Source organism: Paenibacillus shenyangensis, from assembly GCF_000346635.1.
Taxonomy (GTDB): Bacteria; Bacillota; Bacilli; order Paenibacillales; family Paenibacillaceae; genus Saccharibacillus; species Saccharibacillus dauci.
This window is the reverse complement of record NZ_AOIG01000009.1, coordinates 98311-118281: the sequence shown is the minus strand read 5'-3', so window position 1 is coordinate 118281 and position 19971 is coordinate 98311. Positions and strand designations below refer to the sequence as shown.

17 protein-coding genes are annotated in these 19971 nt (G+C 49.0%); 2 read left to right on the top strand and 15 right to left on the bottom strand.

All coding sequences use genetic code 11. The features are described 5' to 3' along the window. Positions 1 to 250 precede the first annotated feature (250 nt). From H065_RS25540 to H065_RS0108310, 8 genes are all read right to left on the bottom strand, one after another. The gene (locus tag H065_RS25540; RefSeq protein WP_017812585.1) at positions 251 to 1618 is read right to left on the bottom strand and encodes a flippase; all 1368 of its coding nucleotides are present in this window, start codon (positions 1616 to 1618) and stop codon (positions 251 to 253) included. 15 nt (positions 1619 to 1633) lie between these two features. After that, positions 1634 to 2617, bottom strand: a complete 984-nt coding sequence (gene gmd / locus H065_RS0108340) for a GDP-mannose 4,6-dehydratase (protein WP_017812584.1) — start codon at positions 2615 to 2617, stop codon at positions 1634 to 1636. 79 nt (positions 2618 to 2696) lie between these two features. Next, entirely contained in the window at positions 2697 to 3635 is a 939-nt protein-coding gene (locus tag H065_RS0108335; RefSeq protein WP_017812583.1) for a GDP-L-fucose synthase family protein, read from the bottom strand. Positions 3636 to 3672: 37 nt separating this feature from the next. Further along, the gene (locus tag H065_RS0108330; RefSeq protein WP_017812582.1) at positions 3673 to 4368 is read right to left on the bottom strand and encodes a sugar transferase; all 696 of its coding nucleotides are present in this window, start codon (positions 4366 to 4368) and stop codon (positions 3673 to 3675) included. Beyond that, positions 4368 to 5273, bottom strand: a complete 906-nt coding sequence (gene galU / locus H065_RS0108325) for a UTP--glucose-1-phosphate uridylyltransferase GalU (protein WP_017812581.1) — start codon at positions 5271 to 5273, stop codon at positions 4368 to 4370. Before galU ends, H065_RS0108330 begins: the two co-directional genes overlap by 1 nt. 390 nt (positions 5274 to 5663) lie before the next feature. After that, positions 5664 to 6335, bottom strand: a complete 672-nt coding sequence (locus H065_RS0108320) for a CpsD/CapB family tyrosine-protein kinase (protein ID WP_017812580.1) — start codon at positions 6333 to 6335, stop codon at positions 5664 to 5666. After that, complete coding sequence (locus H065_RS25535) at positions 6319 to 7074, bottom strand: YveK family protein (RefSeq protein ID WP_017812579.1); 756 nt, start codon at positions 7072 to 7074, stop codon at positions 6319 to 6321. The genes H065_RS0108320 and H065_RS25535 overlap by 17 nt, the downstream gene beginning before the upstream one ends. A 562-nt stretch (positions 7075 to 7636) precedes the next feature. Continuing rightward, the gene (locus H065_RS0108310) at positions 7637 to 8017 is read right to left on the bottom strand and encodes a hypothetical protein (RefSeq protein ID WP_017812578.1); all 381 of its coding nucleotides are present in this window, start codon (positions 8015 to 8017) and stop codon (positions 7637 to 7639) included. Between the two features lie 526 nt (positions 8018 to 8543). Between H065_RS0108310 and mscL the strand changes: the two genes are divergently transcribed. Continuing rightward, positions 8544 to 9005: a large conductance mechanosensitive channel protein MscL gene (gene mscL, locus H065_RS0108305; protein ID WP_017812577.1), complete on the top strand. Its 462-nt coding sequence runs from the start codon at positions 8544 to 8546 to the stop codon at positions 9003 to 9005. A gap of 175 nt (positions 9006 to 9180) precedes the next feature. Here mscL and H065_RS0108300 read toward each other — a convergent pair whose 3' ends face one another. The 3 genes from H065_RS0108300 to H065_RS0108290 form a co-directional block, all read right to left on the bottom strand. Next, on the bottom strand, positions 9181 to 9486 hold the full coding sequence (locus tag H065_RS0108300; protein ID WP_017812576.1) for a hypothetical protein: 306 nt from the start codon (positions 9484 to 9486) through the stop codon (positions 9181 to 9183). A 251-nt stretch (positions 9487 to 9737) separates the two neighbouring features. Further along, positions 9738 to 10526 carry a TrmB family transcriptional regulator gene (locus H065_RS0108295; protein WP_017812575.1) on the bottom strand — a complete coding sequence of 263 codons (789 nt, stop codon included), beginning with the start codon at positions 10524 to 10526 and terminating at the stop codon, positions 9738 to 9740. 103 nt (positions 10527 to 10629) lie between these two features. Beyond that, positions 10630 to 11475: a zinc ribbon domain-containing protein gene (locus H065_RS0108290; RefSeq protein WP_017812574.1), complete on the bottom strand. Its 846-nt coding sequence runs from the start codon at positions 11473 to 11475 to the stop codon at positions 10630 to 10632. Positions 11476 to 11720: 245 nt separating this feature from the next. On the opposite strand from H065_RS0108290, the gene H065_RS0108285 reads away from it, so the two are divergent. Further along, the gene (locus tag H065_RS0108285) at positions 11721 to 13787 is read left to right on the top strand and encodes an ATP-dependent helicase (RefSeq protein ID WP_036629632.1); all 2067 of its coding nucleotides are present in this window, start codon (positions 11721 to 11723) and stop codon (positions 13785 to 13787) included. A 114-nt stretch (positions 13788 to 13901) separates the two neighbouring features. Here the strand turns inward: H065_RS0108285 and H065_RS0108280 are convergent, their stop codons facing one another. The 4 genes from H065_RS0108280 to H065_RS0108265 form a co-directional block, all read right to left on the bottom strand. Then, the gene (locus H065_RS0108280; RefSeq protein WP_017812572.1) at positions 13902 to 14615 is read right to left on the bottom strand and encodes a hypothetical protein; all 714 of its coding nucleotides are present in this window, start codon (positions 14613 to 14615) and stop codon (positions 13902 to 13904) included. Between the two features lie 147 nt (positions 14616 to 14762). Further along, complete coding sequence (locus H065_RS0108275; protein ID WP_017812571.1) at positions 14763 to 15698, bottom strand: M15 family metallopeptidase; 936 nt, start codon at positions 15696 to 15698, stop codon at positions 14763 to 14765. Between the two features lie 78 nt (positions 15699 to 15776). Beyond that, entirely contained in the window at positions 15777 to 16679 is a 903-nt protein-coding gene (locus tag H065_RS0108270) for a hypothetical protein (protein ID WP_017812570.1), read from the bottom strand. Beyond that, entirely contained in the window at positions 16676 to 19825 is a 3150-nt protein-coding gene (locus H065_RS0108265) for a DEAD/DEAH box helicase (protein WP_017812569.1), read from the bottom strand. Before H065_RS0108265 ends, H065_RS0108270 begins: the two co-directional genes overlap by 4 nt. Positions 19826 to 19971 lie beyond the last annotated feature (146 nt).

Here is a 19971-nt window from a genome sequence, read left to right as displayed (position 1 = left end):
TTCCGGAACGATTCTCTTGCCTCCGCTCCGGTGCTCTACCCACCCTCTGCATCACATTCAAAAATATTTAAGAGAAGATATTGCGTCGGCTTACCTCTGGGGTAACCGATCGTTGGTTGATGTGTATGTTCGTTGTGTTATGTCATTTGTTGCTATGTCAGTTGTGCGTTATTTCATATTGATTTCAAGCATTTTCAATGACTGGCGTTAAGAATGGAAGGTTCCCCGGTGAAGGGGAACCGCCGCTTCTTTATTCCTGGTTGGCAGGCAGCTTGGCCTTGCCGGGTTTGAGTTTGGCGATGATCGCCGTAACCGGGGAGATCAGTGTCTTGGACATCATCACGCCGGATACGCGTGTTTCCTTGAACAGGAAAGTAAATGCGTAGCTGGAGACGATGAAAGCCAGTACAGTACCAATCGCTGCTCCGACACCGCCAAACAGCGGAATCAGAATCAGGTTGACGACGATCTTGGTTACTGCGCCCATTACCTGGCTGATCAGTTCGAACCGGTACATGCCTTCGCTGATAATCCATTTGTTCAGCGCTGCTCTCATAAAGATGAACAGGCAGGCCCAGACGTGAATGACCAGGATACCAATAGACTCGATATATTCCTGACCGTACAGAATGGAGATGACCGGCTTGGCCATCAGGGTTACCGCGATACAGATACACAGTGCGAACCAGAACAGCAGATTGTACAGCTTTTGCAGCTCCGTCTTGTAGACTTCCGGACCGAGCTGCTTGTTTTTGATCATACTTGGAAAATAGGATGCGGCGACGACGGTCGGAATCACGTACCAGACTTCCGACAATCGTGCAGCCACCGCGTAGATCCCTACAGCCGTATCGTTGATCATATAGCTGAGCATGACTTGGTCAATTTTCAGATAAATGATTGTTGAGATACCCGCTACAATCAGCGGCCACGAGCTATTTGTTAATCTTTTACCTAATTTCCAATTAAATGTCCATTTTGTTAGTGAAATCTTCTTTCTCTGGGTAAATAACAAGAAGAGGTACCCGAGAATCAATTCCAGTGCATAGGATGCGGCGAACCAGATCAGAGATGAATGGAACACAATCAGCAGAACCTTCATCACGGAAGTCATCGCAAAAGCGATGCCTTTGGCATAGACCGCATACTTGGCTTCGACCGTAGAGTCAAACCACTGGGAAATGACGTCCAATGGCTGGAACAGCATATTCGCTGCGATGATAACGATACTCCAGCGAACCATTGGATCCTGACCGGGAATCATGAAAGCCAGCACAATCGTAATGGCAAAGGCAATCAATCCGCTGCACAGACGCAGCGTAGATACGGTTCCCAATATCTCATTCTTGTTACCGGGATCCTGTACCAGCTCTTTGACGATAATGTTGGCCAGACCCAGCGGAACGACGGCAGCAATAATCGTTACAAAAGATATCGCAAAATTATACTGTCCAAACTGTTCCGGACCCAGATAGCGCGCAATCCAGATACTGACGATCAGGTTAATCCCCAGTCGCAGGAATTTGTCCATCAACTGCCAGTTACTGTTAAAGAAGATTTTGCGTTTCTCCGGTGTCATGGAGAATTTATTCTTTATCTTGGCAATTGCATTAGCCATTCATAATCATCTCACTTAGTAGACAGGTACAGCGGACGGCTTCAGAGAATGTCTCTTCAGGTCAGCGTCAACCATATTTTTTACCAGCTGATCAAATCCAACTTCCAGCTCCCAGCCCAGTTGTTCTTTGGCTTTGGTGCAGTCGCCGAGCAGCAGATCTACTTCAGCCGGACGTACGAATTTCTCATCGATTACAACATAGTCTCTCCAGTTCAGACCTACATGGTCGAACGCAATTTGTACCAGTTCTTCAACGGTGTGCATCTCACCAGTGGAGATTACATAATCATCCGGAGTATCCTGTTGCAGCATCAGCCACATCGCTTTTACGTAGTCACCAGCAAAGCCCCAGTCACGTTGTGCATCCAGGTTACCCAGACGCAGCTCTTTGGACAGACCCAGTTTGATCTGAGCAACACCGTCGGTTACTTTACGTGTTACGAATTCCAGACCACGACGTGGTGACTCATGGTTGAACAGGATACCGGAGCAAGCGAACATATCGAAGCTTTCACGATAGTTAACTGTGATCCAGTGACCGTACAGTTTCGCTACGCCATAAGGGCTGCGTGGATAGAAAGGCGTTGTTTCCACTTGCGGAATCGCTTGTACTTTACCGAACATCTCACTGCTCGATGCTTGATAGAAGCGAGCTTCCGGTTTTACCAGACGTACTGCTTCCAGCATGTTGGTTACGCCCATAGCTGTCATTTGGCCAGTAGCAATTGGTTGTGGCCAAGAAGCCGCTACGAAAGATTGTGCTGCCAGGTTGTATACTTCATCCGGATCGGAGACACGAACGGCTTCGATCAGGGAAGCCAGATCGCCCAGATCAGCAGAGATCCATTCGATTTGATCTTTGATATGCTCTACGTTTTCGTAGTTTGGTGTACTTGTTCTGCGGCGTACGCCGTATACTTTGTAGCCTTTTTCCAGCAGAAGCTCTGCCAGGTAAGATCCGTCTTGCCCTGTAACACCAGTGATTAATGCGCTTTTCATAAATTAATTCCCTCCACAGTATGTTTTTTATAGTTTGTTTTGGATTACATATGATGTTGATTTCGAATCAGCTCAAAGCTTACTGCTGTACAGCCAGGCTGCTGCGGTAGTCTTCGTATACTGCGCGAATTCCTTCTTCCAGTGGAATGCTCGCTTTCCAGCCAAGACCATTGATCTTCGTCGTATCCACCAGCTTGCGTGGTGTACCATCCGGTACGGAAGAATTGAACACCAGTTCACCCTCGTAACCTACGATATCCTTGATCAGCATTGCCAGATCCTTGATAGCGATATCCTCGCCCACACCCACGTTTACAATTTCATTGCCTTCGTAGTTGTTCATCAGGAAGATACAAGCGTCTGCCAGATCGTCGGAATGCAGGAATTCACGCTTCGGTGTACCTGTACCCCAGATTTCAACCGTTGGGGAGCTCTGCTCTTTGGCTTCGTGAATTTTACGAACCAGTGCAGGCAGTACATGGGATGTTTTCAGGTCAAAGTTATCGTTCGGGCCATACATGTTTGTTGGCATCGCCGAGATAAATTTGGAACCGTACTGACGGTTGTAAGACTCGCACATTTTGATACCGGCAATCTTGGCGATTGCATACGGCTCATTGGTTGGCTCCAACTCGCCGGTCAGCAGATATTCTTCTTTGAGCGGCTGTGGAGCGAATTTTGGATAGATACAGGTAGAGCCCAGGAACAGCAATTTCTGTACGCCGTTAAAGTGCGCTGCATCGATGACATTGGTTTGAATCAGCAGATTGTCACGAATAAAGTCTGCAGGGAAATCGTTGTTAGCCGCAATTCCGCCAACTTTTGCCGCGGCCAGGAAGACATAATCAATCTTTTCCTGTTCGAAAAACGCGTATACCTCGGGCAGCTTGCGCAGATCGAGTTCGGAACTTGTCCGGGTTACCAGATTGGTATAACCCTGATTTTCCAGTGCTCTCAGGATCGCTGATCCTACCAGACCACGATGTCCTGCTACGTAAATTTTGGAATCTTTATTCATTAATGGTCACCTCATCATCGTCGGTATGATTATTTTGTTAAAACGCGTCCTTGGCACCAAACAGTACCTTCACGGTTTTCAGGAGAATAAACAGATCGAACAAAATTCCCCGTTTCTTGATATAGTGCAGATCGAGATCTACCATTTCTTCAAAGCTAAGCTCGTTGCGGCCACTGACCTGCCATAATCCGGTACATCCCGGTGTTACGCTCAGGCGCAGTTTGTCGCGCTGGCTGTATTCTTCCACTTCTCTTGGCAGCGGCGGTCTTGGTCCAACCAGACTCATATCTCCGCGCAGCACATTCCAGAGCTGAGGAAGCTCATCAATACTCGTTTTGCGAATGAAGCGTCCGATCCGGGTAATACGCGGATCATTCTTCATTTTGAACATGGCACCCTGAATTTCATTCTGGGCCAGCAGCTCTTTGAGCCGTTCTTCCGCGTCTGACACCATGGACCTGAATTTGTACATCCGGAAAGTCTGTTCATCTTTACCGACGCGGGTCTGGTAAAAGAACACCTTTCCTTTCGGGTCTTCCAGCTTGATCAAAATGCCAAGTACAATAAAGAGTGGTGATAGCACGATCAAGCCCAGCAAAGAGCAAATGATATCGAGTGTGCGTTTGACCATCATGTAGAACCGGAGCTTGGCCGACATACTACCGACATGTGTCGCATAAAACTCGCTATAGCTCGCTAAAGCTTCCGCTTCACTCCCTTGTCTTGGAGTCATTAGCTCTCACCTCTTGCTATGAGCGCTTCCTCCTGCATCTCCCGCTCGATTACAGCTTTGAGAGAAGACAGAAGAGGCGCCTTAAGATCATCATTCTTCAAAGCGAATTCAATAGTAGTTTGAATAAAGCCCAGTTTCTCACCCACATCAAAGCGGGTTCCCTGGAAGTCATAAGCAAATACTTCCTGCAATTCATTCAGACGCTGAATAGCATCTGTGAGCTGAATTTCACCACCGGCTCCCACTTCCTGTGCACCGAGGAATTCGAAAATTTCCGGTGTCAGTACATAGCGGCCCATGATCGCCAGATTGGATGGTGCTGTACCAACGGCAGGTTTCTCCACGAATTGGCGCACCTGATGCAGACGGCCAAATTGTTCAATCGGATCAATAATGCCATAACGATGTGTCTGATCCTGAGGTACAGTCTGTACGCCGATCACAGATTTTTCAGTCATTTCATACTGCTCGATCAGCTGACGTGTGCAAGGTGTGTCGGATTCGACGATATCATCGCCCAGCAGAACCGCAAACGGCTCATCTCCGATAAAGTTGCGTGCACACCATACGGCATGACCCAGACCTTTTGGTTCTTTTTGGCGGATATAGTGAATATCCACTTTGGAAGACTTCTGTACTTCATCCAGCAGATCCAGCTTGCCTTTTTCCAGCAGTGACGCTTCCAGTTCAAACGCGTTGTCAAAATGATCTTCAATTGCGCGTTTTCCTTTACCGGTTACGATAATGATGTCTTCAATACCGGAAGCAATCGCTTCTTCTACAATGTACTGAATCGTTGGCTTGTCCACGATGGGAAGCATTTCTTTGGGCATAGCCTTTGTTGCAGGTAAAAAGCGAGTTCCAAGTCCTGCAGCCGGAATGATTGCTTTACGAACCTTCTTCATAAGATCACACCCTATCCTTTTTTTGTTGTTTCTGTCATGCTGACCAAGTTGCACTTATGTAGGAACTGTAATCCCAGAACCCCTTGTTCTGGCAATCACAGCGCCTGCCGGTCCATTAAAGCGCAGAAGATCTAAAAATACGCGTTATAGCCTCTCCATGTATGTTTACCTATAACGCGTGTTTTCAGCGTCATTCATCGGGCCGGCTTCAAATAGACGCCGGGCATTCAACCCGTCCTCATCATCATACCTTTGACGATAAACGTCTAAGGCTGCATGGCAGCCCACAGCATGACCGAGTGCCTCCGGTGATATGGGTGCAGGAGACATTACCCCAAGCTTGGCCTGTACAGATGAGAAGCAAAATACATGGAGATGGAATTGCCTTATTTATTGTTCGTGGTACGCGCTCGCCAGTGTCTTGCGGCTTGCCTGATTCAGTACGGCTCCCAACAGCTGGGCGCCTACAAATTCCAGGCTGGACATCGCTTTGGCAATATCCTTGCGGCTTTCGCCTCCTGCTTTGATAACCAGTACCACACCATCACACAGCGGTGTGGCTACCTGGGCATCCGTAAATGGCAGAATCGGCGGCGTATCCAGAATAACCAGATCGTATTGCGACTTCACTTCATCCATCAGGGATTCCATTTGACGCGACCCCAGAATCTCGGATGGGTTTGGCGGGACAGGACCCGATGTCAGTACACTCAGGTTCATCGTCCGGCTCTGCTGGATATTTTTCTCCAGCTCGGCGGTATTGAACAATACATTGGATAATCCTTTTTCATTAGAGACATTAAAAATTTTGTGCATTGCCGGATTACGCAGATCGCCATCAACGATCAGTACGCTGCGTCCAGTCTCCGCATAAGCGATCGCCAGATTGGCGACGGTCGTACTCTTGCCTTCACCGAGTGCTGCCGAGGTGACCATAATGCTCTTCACTCTGGAATCCAGCCGGGAAAAATCTATATTGGTACGCAGTCCTTTATAGGATTCTGCGATCAACGACTTGGGATTCTGTTTTGTAATCAGCGGCCATTTAAGTGTGGTTGGCACGTTCTCCACCTCCTACAAGAGGTTTGGCAGGCATGGTGTTCTTGGCTTCCATGTCTTCCTCTTTCATTTTGGCGATAACGCCCAGTACTGGCAGCCCCAGTACATCACGGATATCTTCCTCGCTTTTGATCGAATCATCCATGTACTCCAGCAGGAAGGCAACTGCAATGCCAATTACTACAGATAGTACAAGAGCAATCAGTACGAACAACAGCGGGCTCTTCGTAATTGGTGGTGCGGATGATGACGGATCTGCCTGATCCAGCACCGTAATATTATCAAGTTTCATGATCTGCGGAATCTCGCGCTTGAATACAGTAGCTACAGCATTTACTGTTTCTGCAGCACGCTGGTAAGAAGTATCCGTTACCGTCAACGACATAACCTGTGTCTCATCCACTGAATTTACATTAATGCTGTTAATCAGCTGATTAGCCGTTAATCCGAGTTCCGGATTCTCTTTCGCTACTTTATTCATGATGGCAGGTGTTTTGATAATCTGCTCATACGTCTTGATCAGTTGAATATTGGAATTGATCGTTCCCAGATCCAGCTGATTGGCCGGTTCACCTTTCGTATTGCTCGGTGTGCTGTTCACCACCAGCTTGGCTGTGGCGGTGTACATCGGCGTGTTCGTCATGAAACCGTAGATTCCGGTTCCTGCCGTAATCACCACGACAATGAGAAGCACCAGCCAGAGACGCTTCTTGATGATATTAAAATACTGTTTAATCTCCACTATAGTTCCTCCAATTACTTTTAAATTAAGCAGTGCATTAGGCTGGTTTGAACCATGTCTGCCTGATGAGTAAAAGTTCCTGCATTCCCCTTTCGCCTAACCAATTTGTAAGGAAACAGTCGCTTCTTCCATACCCCTTGAAGAACGTGTATCCCTCTTAGTTACATTTTGTCACTTCCAAATTACAAATTTGTAACATATTCAAAATAGAAAATAACGGCGATCACTTCATTGCTGAATAAGAGAGAATGCCGTCCTGTATAGTATGACTGTCGTAAAGCTGAAAAAGTTGCTTTTTACATCCATGTTTATTTTTAATTTTATAACAGATTGGTTACAACGGAATCAAGTTTCACTCCGCGCCTGTTCATCTGTTAGTGATTTCCGCAACCGATATGGCAGCCTCTCCAGCGTAAAAATCTGCGAGCTGGCAGCACTGCCTTACTGGTTTCGATTTAAATCCAAATGTTATTCATTTTGAATAACTTATGCGCTCATTATAATCCTTCATGAAAACTTTGTAAACCACCTCTACTTGCGCAAATGATTACATTTCTCGTTTTCAGATAGATTGATTCCCTTGTGTTGTAATGAATTCTTCCAGTGTACCACCACTATTTATATGTTCCATCAGATCGCCGACGCTGCATTTCATACCCATGTTCTGGAAGATCATGTCGAGCAGCAGTGCTACGTTGATGCTTTGTTTGCCATTGTCTGGTAATGGACGATATGTTTTATCCTCGTAAATCCCGTGGTAGTAGGTAATTTCATGGTTTGAAGGATACTGGGCCAGAGACAACAACTCTGTTAGCGGTTCGATCGTGTTCGATGTCTGCGTAGGCTGGAGCGTAGGGTCTGCCGCAAGTTTGTGAAAAAATGTTTTGACCTCATGCTTCTTTTCAATCCAGTTCTTATTAAGGACGTGCTGATTTCTCACCATCAATTCCCTCCTATAAATCCGCGTATCTTTTTATTCGTTTTGAATAATTATAAAATAGGTTATCTAAAAATCATGTCGAACGCTAGGATAAAAATAAAACTTTATTTATTTAATTTTCGACTTTCTATATCTTTAGTAGTGAGCACTAAGAAACAGAAAATGTCGTATTTATCACCTATAGTCTTGGTTTTAATTGGTTACAAAAAGTTTACAGGCCTTTTTGTCTAGTCCTTTATCAAAAAAGGCTTATTTGGTAATTTAAACAGTTTTTTAATTCTGAAGCAGGTAATATTTGTTAATTCATTCGCTTAGCTATATTTGTGTTACTCATGTATCCGTTTTCATTTCTTGCTGTATATAGCATTGTTATGAAAATGATTGGAAGCAGATGATTTTTTTATAATCTGTGCTAAAATTGAATTTATTCAAAAGGAGAGCCGAAATCCTCCATATTCGTAGAAACGACAACATTTTCTATTATTTCGGAGAGATTGGCCGGTTTTCCGATAAAAAGGAGCTAAGAACTATGGGTTTAATCAAGGAATTCAAGGAATTTGCAGTTCGAGGCAATGTAATTGACCTTGCAGTAGGTGTAATCATCGGTGCAGCCTTCGGTAAAATTGTAACATCCCTGGTAAATGATATTATTATGCCTCCTGTCGGCAAGCTGCTTGGGGGTGTAAACTTTGCCGATCTATTCTGGGATCTGGATAGAATAACGGGCACCAGTACCAAGGAATATGCTTCACTGGCGGAAGCACAGCAGGCTGGAGCCGCTGTTATTGCGTATGGACAGTTTATTAATACGGTAATCGACTTCTTGATCGTAGCTATGTGTGTATTTTTCCTCGTCAAAGGTGTTAATATGCTCAAACGCAAAGAGCATGCCAAACCGGAACCGGAGAAAACGACCAAAGAATGTCCATACTGCCTCAACGAGATTGCTCTCAAAGCAACACGCTGCTCGCATTGTACCTCCGAAGTGTAAAAAACCACCTTCTATTCATACTGGTTTTTGTGAAGTCATTGCACAAATTCCCCCTTATTGCACAAACACGCAAAAAAAGCGCCCTTTTCCGCTAAAGGAAACAGAGGGCGCTTTGTTTTGGACTTGATACACATCTACCAGCTTATTTTTCTGATCCTGCAGGATCAGTACTTTTTTAGATGGGACGATTCTGGTTAGGCAGAAGATTGGATAACAGGTTCTTAAGGTCCCGGTCCTCGGTATACTTCTGTTCCCCCGTATCCAGCTCTCGAATACGAATATATTCAAAGTGGGACTGTCCGCCAGCAGGCAAAAATCGCATAGGATCTGCCGGATCGGCAGCTACCTGATAGCTCATATCCTTGAACATTCCGATTAATTGTTCGGTTCCCGGCATTGTATCCCGGTCTACAAAAACCAGTCCTCGCAGAGATTTGGTCTCCTCGGTATAGACAACGTCAAACTTTACTATGCATTCCATAATGATTATCATCCTTTCATTCGTGGTGTGTTACGGAATTGTAAATATTCCGTCCTCTCCGCTACGTATGATCCGGAGATAATAGCAGAAGATTACTTCTCCTTTACAATGAACAGCCACATGTTGATCGGCTCCCTATTATAATAGAAGAAACTCGTTTAAAAGAATATGAATTATTTAACTTTTAAGCAACCGGAAAGGATAAAAAGGAGTATTTTTTTGCCTCTTTAAGATGCCTGTTCAGTATTGATTTACTCCTCCAGCGGTAGCAGACCTGGCAGATAACGCTCCAGAATACGACCATAGCCTTTTCCATAACGCCGGATCAATTCTTCGCCCAGATCATTCTCCATCTCATACAGGATCACTTCCTGGGAAAAATGCTGAAGCAGCAGCTCAGCCATCAATGGATGCTCGGTGACCAATGCCTGAGCAGGCATACTATCTCCTCTCATACCTACAATACACCAGCGACGGTCGATCACCAGCCAGAACTTGCGGCCACTGGTTCCTTCACGCAGCAGCCGGATACCAGGATGAGCTTCATCATCCACATCTTCAAAAGACCAGAGTACCCGTACACCGCGCTTCTCCGCCTGTTCCAGCTGCGGCCGGAACCAAGCAGCTTCCTGCTGCCAGATCGCAGCGATAATCTCATCCTCTGCCCGGTCCAGCTCCCTGCTCATAATCTCCATAATCCGGCGTTCCCCCTCCACACTGTAAAAAGCAGGCGGTTCCTCCATACGAGTGGGCATCGCCTGTTCCAGATAAGAGAGCGACTCACCGATCTGACCGGCAATCATGCGGGTGAGTTCCTTGACGGGAAGTACACTGTAACGCGCTGGTTCACCCGGTGTCAGCTGTACTACACCTCTTGTCGACAGACGCTGCAAAGTAGCATATACATTGGAACGGGACACGCCGATTCGCTTGGCAACCTCATATCCCGACTGGGTTCCCTGCTGTGCCAGTGCTATAATCACTTTGGCTTCTAGCTCGGTAAATCCCAGATTACGCAAATGATTGAGTAATTGTTCCATCAGGCATTCCATCCTCTCCGGTTGGCTTGCAGTCTGATCCAAGTGATGTGTATGTATGGGACAACAGGCTGATCACCTTGCTTTGATCAGCCTGCCTGTTGCCTTATATCTGCTCTGTTCCACAATGCGGGCACCATTTGGAGCCCTTTTGCAGCACTTGTCCACATGTCTGGCAGCTGAATGTATCCGCATCGATATCGTCATCGACTTCCATTTCCAGCGGCTCGGTAACGGTAACTACCTTTTGGATAGGTTCCTGGCGCACCGTCTGCGGTTCGCTCTGCAGCGGATTCTGCTGCTTTGGAGCAGCTGTTGCAGCGACAGCAGGCACTTCTTCTTCCGGTTCTTCATCATGTTCAATTCCAAGATCCTGCTTCCAAGAGCGAACGAGGCGATCCAGTTCTTCCTGACGCTCGTGTTCTTCGCGCAGACGGGCTGCCCGGCGGCGTTCCGCTTCGTCTGCCGTCAATTCCTCCTGCTCGTATTCCTCTTCTTCCTGTTCGCGTGCCGACGAATCGGTCGGGAACACTACAGGCTCGTCGCGTATAATATCCCGTTCGCGCTGGAATTCTGCCCGATCTTCACTCGGAATCGCCAGTTTTTCCATTTTGCGTCCGCAATTCGGGCAGAAATTCGCATCCAGCGCCACGACCGCTCCGCATTCGCATACGCGCTCATTTCTAAGTATCGCTATCCGTGTACGGATTTCTTCAATTTCTTCATTAAGAAGATCACATGCCTTGCACAGTTCAGTCATCTCTTCTTCGGCAATAGACATATCGCCAGCGCGGTATCCTTCGTAAAAAACTTCACCCATGCGTAGATAATGAACCCCGATCTCCCGCTCAATATCCACAATATGGCCGTTCATGCGGTTCACTTCCACTGCATTTTGCGCCCGTTCGGTTGCTTTCCCGGCACCGCTTTTCAGCCGTTGTAACAAATTCATGACTGTTCTCCTCCTCTAATTCCACCATCTCACTGTACACCTATAGTGAACGGTTGTACCTGTTTACATTACATTTTTTGATGAAGTTCCATATTGGGGATTACTCATCGGTTATACATCCATTATAATAGAAGGATATGCATAACAGTACCCGTATATAGGTTGATACAACCCTATCATACCAAATTTCTGCCTCACTTGAAAAAAGCGACGCCGGAAAGGAAGATTACCTGTTGAAAGACACGATGACCAAACAAGCTCTCCGACCTCAAGGTATCCCTGTTCATACCCCGCTGCCGGCCGCCAAACCGGCTCCTGCCGATACAAGCATTACCCTTGTTCCCGATGATGCGGAAGACGCAGCCTTTTTCCGTGCATTGGAACAGCAGGGCATTCTGCTGAATGCGCCGCAGATTGAAGCGGTTCGTCATGGCGAAGGACCTCTGCTTACACTGGCTGGTGCAGGGTGCGGCAAAACAACCGTACTTACGGCACGCGCCGGTTACCTGTTATCCGTACGCAAGGTCGATCCCCAGCATATTCTGCTGGTTACTTTTACCACCAAGGCTGCTGCCGAAATGAAATCACGTATCGCCGCCTTGCCGGGTGTCAGCGTAAGAACGGCACGTGCTATCGAAGCACGGACTTTTCATGCTTTTGGTCTGCTACTGCTGCGCCGTTACGGTAATCTCAAGGAAGATATTTTTGGTGATGCCCGTGCCCAGCATGCTGTACTTCAGCGGTTGCGCCGTGAAATTGGTTCCACCAGTATTACACCGCCCGAGACACTGCTCGCTACCTTGTCCGCGATCAAGCTGGAAGGTGGATCGGCCGATGATCTGCCCAAGGATACGCCGGAAGAACGTGATCGCTGTGCTCTGTTGTGCCGCTACGAAGAATGGAAACAAGAGCATCGCAAAATTGATTTTGATGATATTCTGCTGCGCACCGAGCAGCTGCTCAAAGACCCGGATCTACTGGCGATGCTGCAGGAACGTTTTCGCTATATTATGGTCGATGAATTCCAGGATACGAACCGGCTTCAATATGAGATGGTTCGCCGACTGGCAGCGAATCACCGTAATCTGATGGTGGTGGGTGATGATGACCAGACGATTTATTCCTTTAATGGAGCGAGACAGGAATATATTCTCGATTTCCCCAAAGAATATCCCGGTACACGCATTATCGCGCTGGATATTAATTATCGCAGTCATCCACAGATTCTGGGACTCGGCGTCAAGCTGATTGCCCGTAACGAAGCCCGGCATGACAAAACGCTGCAAGCTGGGGCATCTGCAGGCCAGAGTCCACTGTATATACGGCCCGCCCATGCCGATGAAGAAGCCGACGAGATCGTGAAAAGGCTCAAAATCCAGCAGACCGAAGGTCGCTCACTGGGCGATGTCGCTATTTTGCACCGGACCGTCAGCGGTACACGAGCAATTGCCGAGCGGCTGCTGATGGAAGATATTCCTTTTATCCAGTACGGAGAAGCGCCAGTATTCTACGATCATGCACTAATCCGGCCGGTTATGGATCATCTGCGGCTATCTGTCAATTCACGGCGCATGGATGCACTGCCGGGCGTGATCGGGCCGCTCTATATCTCACGCGATGCCGGTATAGAGCATATTATGAGCCAGGAACAGAAGCAGGCCAAAAAATATCCGCTGATCCACCTGTTTCACTGGGAGCGGCTCCAATCATTCCAGCGGCAGCAGGTCAAGGACCGGATCGTATTCCTGAAGAAAATCAAGGAAATGAAGCCACTGTACGCGATTCGCGAGATTCGCCGCGTCTTTTATGACAAATTCGCCAGTGCAGACTTTAGCGGACCGGCTACACGTCATAAAGATAATATCCGCGAGACACTCGATGAGCTGGAAAGTGCAGCCGGCAAATTTGGCACGGTGGAAGAAATGGTCAAATTTGCTGATGAACTGTCTGCCAAGCGAGAGCAAATGCTGGAGCTGATGAAGCAGGAAGCCCCGGAAGGCGTGCATCTGATGACGGTTCACCGGGCCAAAGGACTGGAATTCCCGTGTGTCTATCTGCTTGGCGCTTCGGAAGGCATCCTACCTCACAAAGCTGCCCTGCAGGAAGAAGCTCCCGAAGATGTCAAAGCCGGACAGGGTGTTACCGGACCCGATCCCGAGGGCAAGCTGATGCAGGCAGCGCTCGAGGAAGAACGCCGAATCGCCTACGTTGCTGTCACCCGTGCCAAGCATGAGCTGTATATTTCGTCACCTGTCATGCATCATGGCAAAACCGTACCGCCTTCACGCTTTTTGCTGGAAGCATTTCAATAATATCGACAAATCCAGTAAGAATAATCCCATAGAATAATGCTCGATAAAACACAAAAAAACTGCCGCTGATCTTATTCAGCAGGCAGTTTTTTGTGTTTCCATTATCGGCTTCAATCAGGAAGCTACCGCTTCCAGCTTAATATCTTCGACTCGCAGAGCACCTGTCTGCCAGCCGTACTGCAGGATGACGGTACCGACCGCTACACCATCGGACATCTGGGCCGCGACTTCGGCATTCAGCTTGTTATGATCATCCACATAATAGCGGATCACCGAACCGAACTGCGGCAGTTCTGCCGAATGGGACGTATTGACGGGCAGCGCTACAGCTGGCTGTCCGGGAACACGTGCTTGCACAATCTGTTTGCCTTCTTGATGCAAGATGGAAAAGGATACCTGATCACGTGTATAGTCCAGCGGGTCTTGCACGTCCAGCTCACGGGTACTGTTCCAGTCTACAATATGCGGTTCGGTAATATACGTCCCTGTTCCGTATCCCCGGGTCGTTATTACCACCGCTTCTGCTTCACCATCTTCATTAAGATCGGTCTGATAGACCAGCGGTTCATAACCGGGACTGCTGACAGTCTGCCAATCATAGCCCCGGCTTCTGCCGGTTTTTTCATCTTCAACGGTTATGTGATGATAGACCCCATCGCTGTTCTGACTCGCATACAGACGAATAGGCCCTTCCTGAACCAGTGGCGCAGCTGACGAATGGGCTGGTGAAGACGAATCATCCGGAGATGGAGCCGGACTGAATGTGCATCCTGTCGTTTCCAGCAGCACGAAAGCGGCAAGTATCGTCAAAAACCGCCGATGGTTCATGAATGTTCCCCCTTTGCTCTGAAGATAAATGCAGATCACCATACCAGCCTCAGAATAAAGTAGGATTACTATCGCTTATTTCATGAAAAGCTGAATTCATTTATGGAGTAAATCTGAGTGTGCCAGATAGGCTTGCGTCGTTTTAGTTTACTGCTTGATCTTGTCCTGGTCAAAATATTCTTCCAGCGTCAGATCCTTGGCGGCCACGTCTTGTGCCAGCTCTTTGCCGATATAGCGGATATGCCACGGCTCCCATGTGTATCCAGTGATGGCATCGGCGCCTTTTTTGTAACGAATCACGAATCCGTATTCTGCGGCATGCTGCTTCAACCATTTACCTTCGGCGGTTTTGCCAAAGCTCTGTTCCAGTCCGTATCCGATACCAGGGCCGGATACATCAATAGCCAGACCGGTCTGATGCTCACTGGTACCGGGGCTTGCGCTGACACGGTCGGTATACGCTTTGCCTTTGGTAGCTACATTGTTATTGTAGATGGTGACCTGACGTTTGTAGGAACGATAGCCGGATACGGCGCGCAGATCCAGTCCATCAGACTTGGAAGCTTTGAAGAGCTCTTCCAGTGCTTCAGCAGCTTCCTTACGCATATGGCTCTTCTCCAGTACACCATCATAGGAAAAAGCAACATCGGGAACGACCAGATCCGGCGGCTCGTAACCTTCCGGCAGATAGCGATCCTTGTTCACGATCACGGTCATGGATTCCGGATTAGTTACTACATCCTTGCCATCTACCTTTTTAATCGTGGATTGCAGGGAACTCTCTTCACGCTGCGCGGCCAGATCGGTACTACTGTCCGTAGAAGCGCCTGTCTGCTCACTGCTGGTTGCCGACGGTTGAGCTGCCGTGTTGTCGCCTGGAGCAGCAGTATTACCACCTGTACTCCCGTTGGTCTCGCCAGTTGTGGTTCCTTGAGCTGCTGGTTTCGATGCGTCTGTCTGGGGAGCAGCAGCTGAATCGTTACCACTATCTGCTGCTCCGCAGCCTGCCAACAGCAGACCGGACACCAGTACACCTGCCGGAATCATTACTTTCCATCCTGTTCGTTTTTGCTTATCCATCATGATAAATCTCCTTTGCTCACTGCCTCCATCGGGAAGAAAACAGAGCCGGTTCTACCTACCGGCTCCATACGGTGATCCTTATTTTTTGCTCTGCCGGGATACATGACGCTGTCTGATACGGTCAGCTACTTTACGGCGTACTTCCTCATATCCATCCATGGCGCCTTTAACTTCAGGCAGCAATGTCTGCAGATCCGGCATCGTCTCCTCATCGGGAGATGGCGTATATACAACCAGTGTAGCGTTTTTCTTTAATTGTTGCTGCCAGCTTTTATTGGCATTTTGTAAATATTCTTCAACTTCGGTCAAACCTTCACCCAGCTGATGCAGTGTACCTGCTGCCGCAGATTCGGCCAGCAGACTGCCCAGGCTTGGTTCATCGGATAATGTAGCTGCAGCCTCATCTTCCTGCTCGGAGATATTCCATTCGGCAGGTGCAGGCAGTTGTTGTCCCCACTGCTGCCAAATTTCACGCAGCAGCTTCTCCGTACTCCAGCCAGACAAATGCCAGGCGAGCAGCGGTTGATGATGCAGCTGCTCCCAAGCGTGAGCAAGCAGTGTCTGTATCTGTTGTTCCTCGATCTGCACATCAGCTCCGGTTGCGTAGTAAGCAGACAAACCCTCGCTTGTATGCAGATAAGGTGTGCAGGCAGACAGCACTTCGGCTACCGTCGCATCTGCCGGCAGTTCATGTACATATTCCAGTCCAATCGCGGACAGAAGCGAAGAACTGACCGATGATGATCCGTTCTCGTTCTCGCCAGCTTCTTCACGCAATACATCCCGTAGCAATAAATATACCTTTTGTGCCGAAGCACTAAGGCTGTTCAGCAGATGACGTTGTTCCTGCGCAGAAGGCGGCTGAATCGGAATCTCTACCGGTTCGGCAGACTCTTTTGCATCACCGGAACGCTGGATGGTTCCATGAATCATGCCCTCTGCAATGCGGCAGTCCTGGACAATCCATTCCTGTGTACTCATTCGTCAGCCCCCCATTCTGCCGATTGCAGGGAGACCAGCTGCTTCAGTTCTTCATCCGACATCTCGGTCAGCCACTGTTCACCTGCACCCACGACCTGCTCGGCCAGTGATTTCTTGCTTTCGATCAATTCATCGATCCGCTCTTCCAGAGTTCCCTGACAGATTAGCTTGTGTACTTGTACATTGCGCTGCTGTCCGATTCGGAAGACCCGGTCAGTCGCCTGGTTCTCAACCGCCGGATTCCACCAGCGGTCATAGTGAATAACATGGTTGGCACGGGTCAGATTCAGTCCGACACCGCCAGCTTTGAGCGACAGCACGAACAGCGGAGGACCTTCGCCCTGTTGGAATAGACTAATCATATCGTCACGGTTCGATTTACTGACGCCGCCATGCAGGAAGAATGGCTCCTGGCCATAATGCTTGCTCAGACGCGCTGTCAGCAGCTCACCCATTTCGACATATTGGGTAAATACAAGCGCTGCTTCTCCGCTGTCACGAATCATATCGAGCAGTTCGATCAGACGCGCCATTTTGCCGGAGCGTTCCTGCTTGCCTGTGTCTCCTTTGCCCGTATTATGCAGCAAATATGGATGATCACAGATTTGCTTGAGCTTGGTCAGTGAAGACAGCACAATCCCTTTGCGGGTAATACCTTCGGTATTGCTCATGCGTCCCAGCATGTCGGAGACGACGCTCTGATACATGCCTGCCTGCTCCACGGTCATGTAGCAGTACGACTTCAGCTCGATCTTGTCCGGCAGATCGCGCCGGATATCCGGATCGCTTTTAAGACGGCGCAGCATGAATGGAGATACGAGCTTGCGAAGTGTAGTCAGCTTGTTCTCCATTTCAGGACCTGCGCCTGTATTGTAGTTATGCCGGAACGAAGATGCCGTTCCCAGATAACCTGGATTAAGAAATTGGAAAATAGACCATAGTTCACTCAGACGGTTCTCTACCGGGGTACCCGTCATGGCAATCCGGTGCGGCGCATTCAGCTTCATAACGCTCTGCGCCTGCTTGGTCCGGTAGTTTTTGATATACTGCGCTTCATCGAGTATGATCGATGACCATTCAATCTGGCGCAGATCTTCTCCATCCCGTCCAGCCAGGTGATACGTGGTCAACACGATATCATGCGATCGGGCTTCTGCGGCAAATTCCTCGCCGCGTGGACGACGACTACCATGGTGAATGTACAACTGCATCTCCGGTGCGAAGCGTTCCAACTCACGCTGCCAGTTGCCGAGCAGTGAGGTCGGGCAGACAATCAGTCTTGGCGCTGTCACCGGCTGATCCAGCATACAGGTAATGACCTGGACGGTTTTACCCAGACCCATATCATCCGCCAGACACGCACCAAATCCCAGATCCCGCATTGTGGCCAGCCACTGGAATCCCCGCTCCTGATAAGGACGCAGTGTACCATGCAGTCCCTCGGGTACCGTTCGTTTCTCTACATCCCGCCATCCGCTGCCTTCCATCAGGTTCGTTAGCATCGGATTGGTCTCGATTTCGAAAATATGCAGCCCGTTCCAGAGTGCATCCTCTTCTTCGGCATAGATATGCATCAGTTCATTAAAGGAAATCTCGCCTTCTTCATGACGGCGGATAAAACGCAGCACCTGTTTGATCTCATTCAGATCCACTTCGATCCAGCCGCCATCAAGCGGAATAATCGGCACTCCATTTTTGACAATCTCGGCCATTTCCGCAGCAGTCAACGTTCTCCCATCCAGCACAGCCTGTGGTTCAAAGGATACCATCTGCTCCATGCCCAGGCGGGTATTTTCACTGGAACTGCGGTTTTCCTGCGGCTGGGGTGATTTCACCTTCAGCTTCAGTCCTGCGCGCTTTTTGCCTTCGCGTGTCCAGCGGGACGGTATCTGTACCGTAATGCCGGCTTTGCGCAGACGAGGAATATCTTCCTTGAGGAAAGCATACACATCGCCTGCTTCCATCATCCCGCCTACCGGACTTGCGGTGCGAATAAACAACGATACAATGGATGAACACTCCGCAGCGCGCCCAAGCTGCATCAATAGGCGCTGTTGCACATGCTCATACGTCCGGCCGCGCACAACCATACGGGTCTCCGGCTGCTTCCATAGCATCGCCGCTGGCAGCAGCACTGCAGGATCGGACTCATCGGTCGCCCAGAAAGACATCCGCCACTGCGGCAGCATATCCGATGGCATCTCTACAGCTTTGGATTCCCGGTTCTCCAGCGGAGGTTCCAGACGAACGACGAGTCCCAGCTCGCCAATACGCTCTTCCAGAACACCTGCCTCGGGGAGAGGAACTTCTGCACCATTATGATCACGAATCTCTTCTTCCAGCTCTGCCATGTCTTCTGCCGTTCCCTGAACAGCCAGTTCTGCCGTAGCATCGAACATGCTGTTCCACCAGAGATGTGCATGCGGGGAAGAACCCCGGCGGTAATTCGCCTGATACGCACGGAACTTGCCATAGCCGGCATCACGGAACATCCGGCGGACTTCCGCATCCATCATTGCTACCAGGAACGAATACAGCACCTCTGCTTTTGCCTGGGAAATGCCGGCAGGTTCTCCGGCTGCAAACAGTGACAGGGCAGACAATCCGATCATCGGAATCGACTCCGCCAGACGTGCGAACATCTCACGGTCTTCGCCTGTCAGCAGCGGCTTCCATACACCGCGCAGTGACGCTTGTGAACTGCGTCTGCCGGTACCGGCAATGACGCGGCTATCCGGCAGAATCTTGCCTTCACGCAGCAGCTTTTCGGCGAATTTCGCAGCAATATGCCAGTACCGCATCTCTGCACCAGCCTGAATTCCCTGACGGGCTACCAGCTTCTCATCCCATTCGAGCAGCAGATCGTACGCCTGCTCGGCGGAGAGTGCCAGTCCTTCTACCATACGTCCCGGCAGCCTTTTGTTGCGGCCTGCCCGGCGTGAAAATGTCTCTTTGGAAGCGGCACTGACCGGACCCGACTTCAGTTCGGCCAGACGAAGTCCCGATTGGGCAAACGGACGCCGCCCTGCAGGCAGTTCCATTCTGCGCATTACTTTCATCCATGCATCCACTTTGGGTTCCGACATTTCACCGGAAAAACAAAAAAATACGTCTCCAATCCATATTCCATATAACGGTTGATCCATCATTGTCTCCCGTCCATCTCGGTCAAATCTTTACGATTGTAATAGTTAGTGTGTATTCTCATAACAGGATATTCCTCTCCTTACGGTAAGCAAGCTTTCAGGCCATCCTGTGCATGGCATCTGCTTTCTGGATAAATGCAAATAAA

Excerpts from the sequence above, each read along its gene's own strand:
- H065_RS0108265 (WP_017812569.1), bottom strand. The coding sequence starts at position 19,825 with ATGGATCAACCGTTATATGGAATATGGATTGGAGACGTATTTTTTTGT.
- gmd (WP_017812584.1), bottom strand. The coding sequence starts at position 2,617 with ATGAAAAGCGCATTAATCACTGGTGTTACAGGGCAAGACGGATCTTAC.
- H065_RS0108275 (WP_017812571.1), bottom strand. The coding sequence starts at position 15,698 with ATGATGGATAAGCAAAAACGAACAGGATGGAAAGTAATGATTCCGGCA.
- H065_RS25540 (WP_017812585.1), bottom strand. The coding sequence starts at position 1,618 with ATGGCTAATGCAATTGCCAAGATAAAGAATAAATTCTCCATGACACCG.
- H065_RS0108335 (WP_017812583.1), bottom strand. The coding sequence starts at position 3,635 with ATGAATAAAGATTCCAAAATTTACGTAGCAGGACATCGTGGTCTGGTA.
- H065_RS0108330 (WP_017812582.1), bottom strand. The coding sequence starts at position 4,368 with ATGACTCCAAGACAAGGGAGTGAAGCGGAAGCTTTAGCGAGCTATAGC.
- H065_RS0108300 (WP_017812576.1), bottom strand. The coding sequence starts at position 9,486 with ATGGAATGCATAGTAAAGTTTGACGTTGTCTATACCGAGGAGACCAAA.
- mscL (WP_017812577.1), top strand. The coding sequence starts at position 8,544 with ATGGGTTTAATCAAGGAATTCAAGGAATTTGCAGTTCGAGGCAATGTA.
- H065_RS0108270 (WP_017812570.1), bottom strand. The coding sequence starts at position 16,679 with ATGAGTACACAGGAATGGATTGTCCAGGACTGCCGCATTGCAGAGGGC.
- H065_RS0108280 (WP_017812572.1), bottom strand. The coding sequence starts at position 14,615 with ATGAACCATCGGCGGTTTTTGACGATACTTGCCGCTTTCGTGCTGCTG.
- galU (WP_017812581.1), bottom strand. The coding sequence starts at position 5,273 with ATGAAGAAGGTTCGTAAAGCAATCATTCCGGCTGCAGGACTTGGAACT.
- H065_RS0108290 (WP_017812574.1), bottom strand. The coding sequence starts at position 11,475 with ATGAATTTGTTACAACGGCTGAAAAGCGGTGCCGGGAAAGCAACCGAA.
- H065_RS0108310 (WP_017812578.1), bottom strand. The coding sequence starts at position 8,017 with ATGGTGAGAAATCAGCACGTCCTTAATAAGAACTGGATTGAAAAGAAG.
- H065_RS0108295 (WP_017812575.1), bottom strand. The coding sequence starts at position 10,526 with ATGGAACAATTACTCAATCATTTGCGTAATCTGGGATTTACCGAGCTA.
- H065_RS0108285 (WP_036629632.1), top strand. The coding sequence starts at position 11,721 with ATGACCAAACAAGCTCTCCGACCTCAAGGTATCCCTGTTCATACCCCG.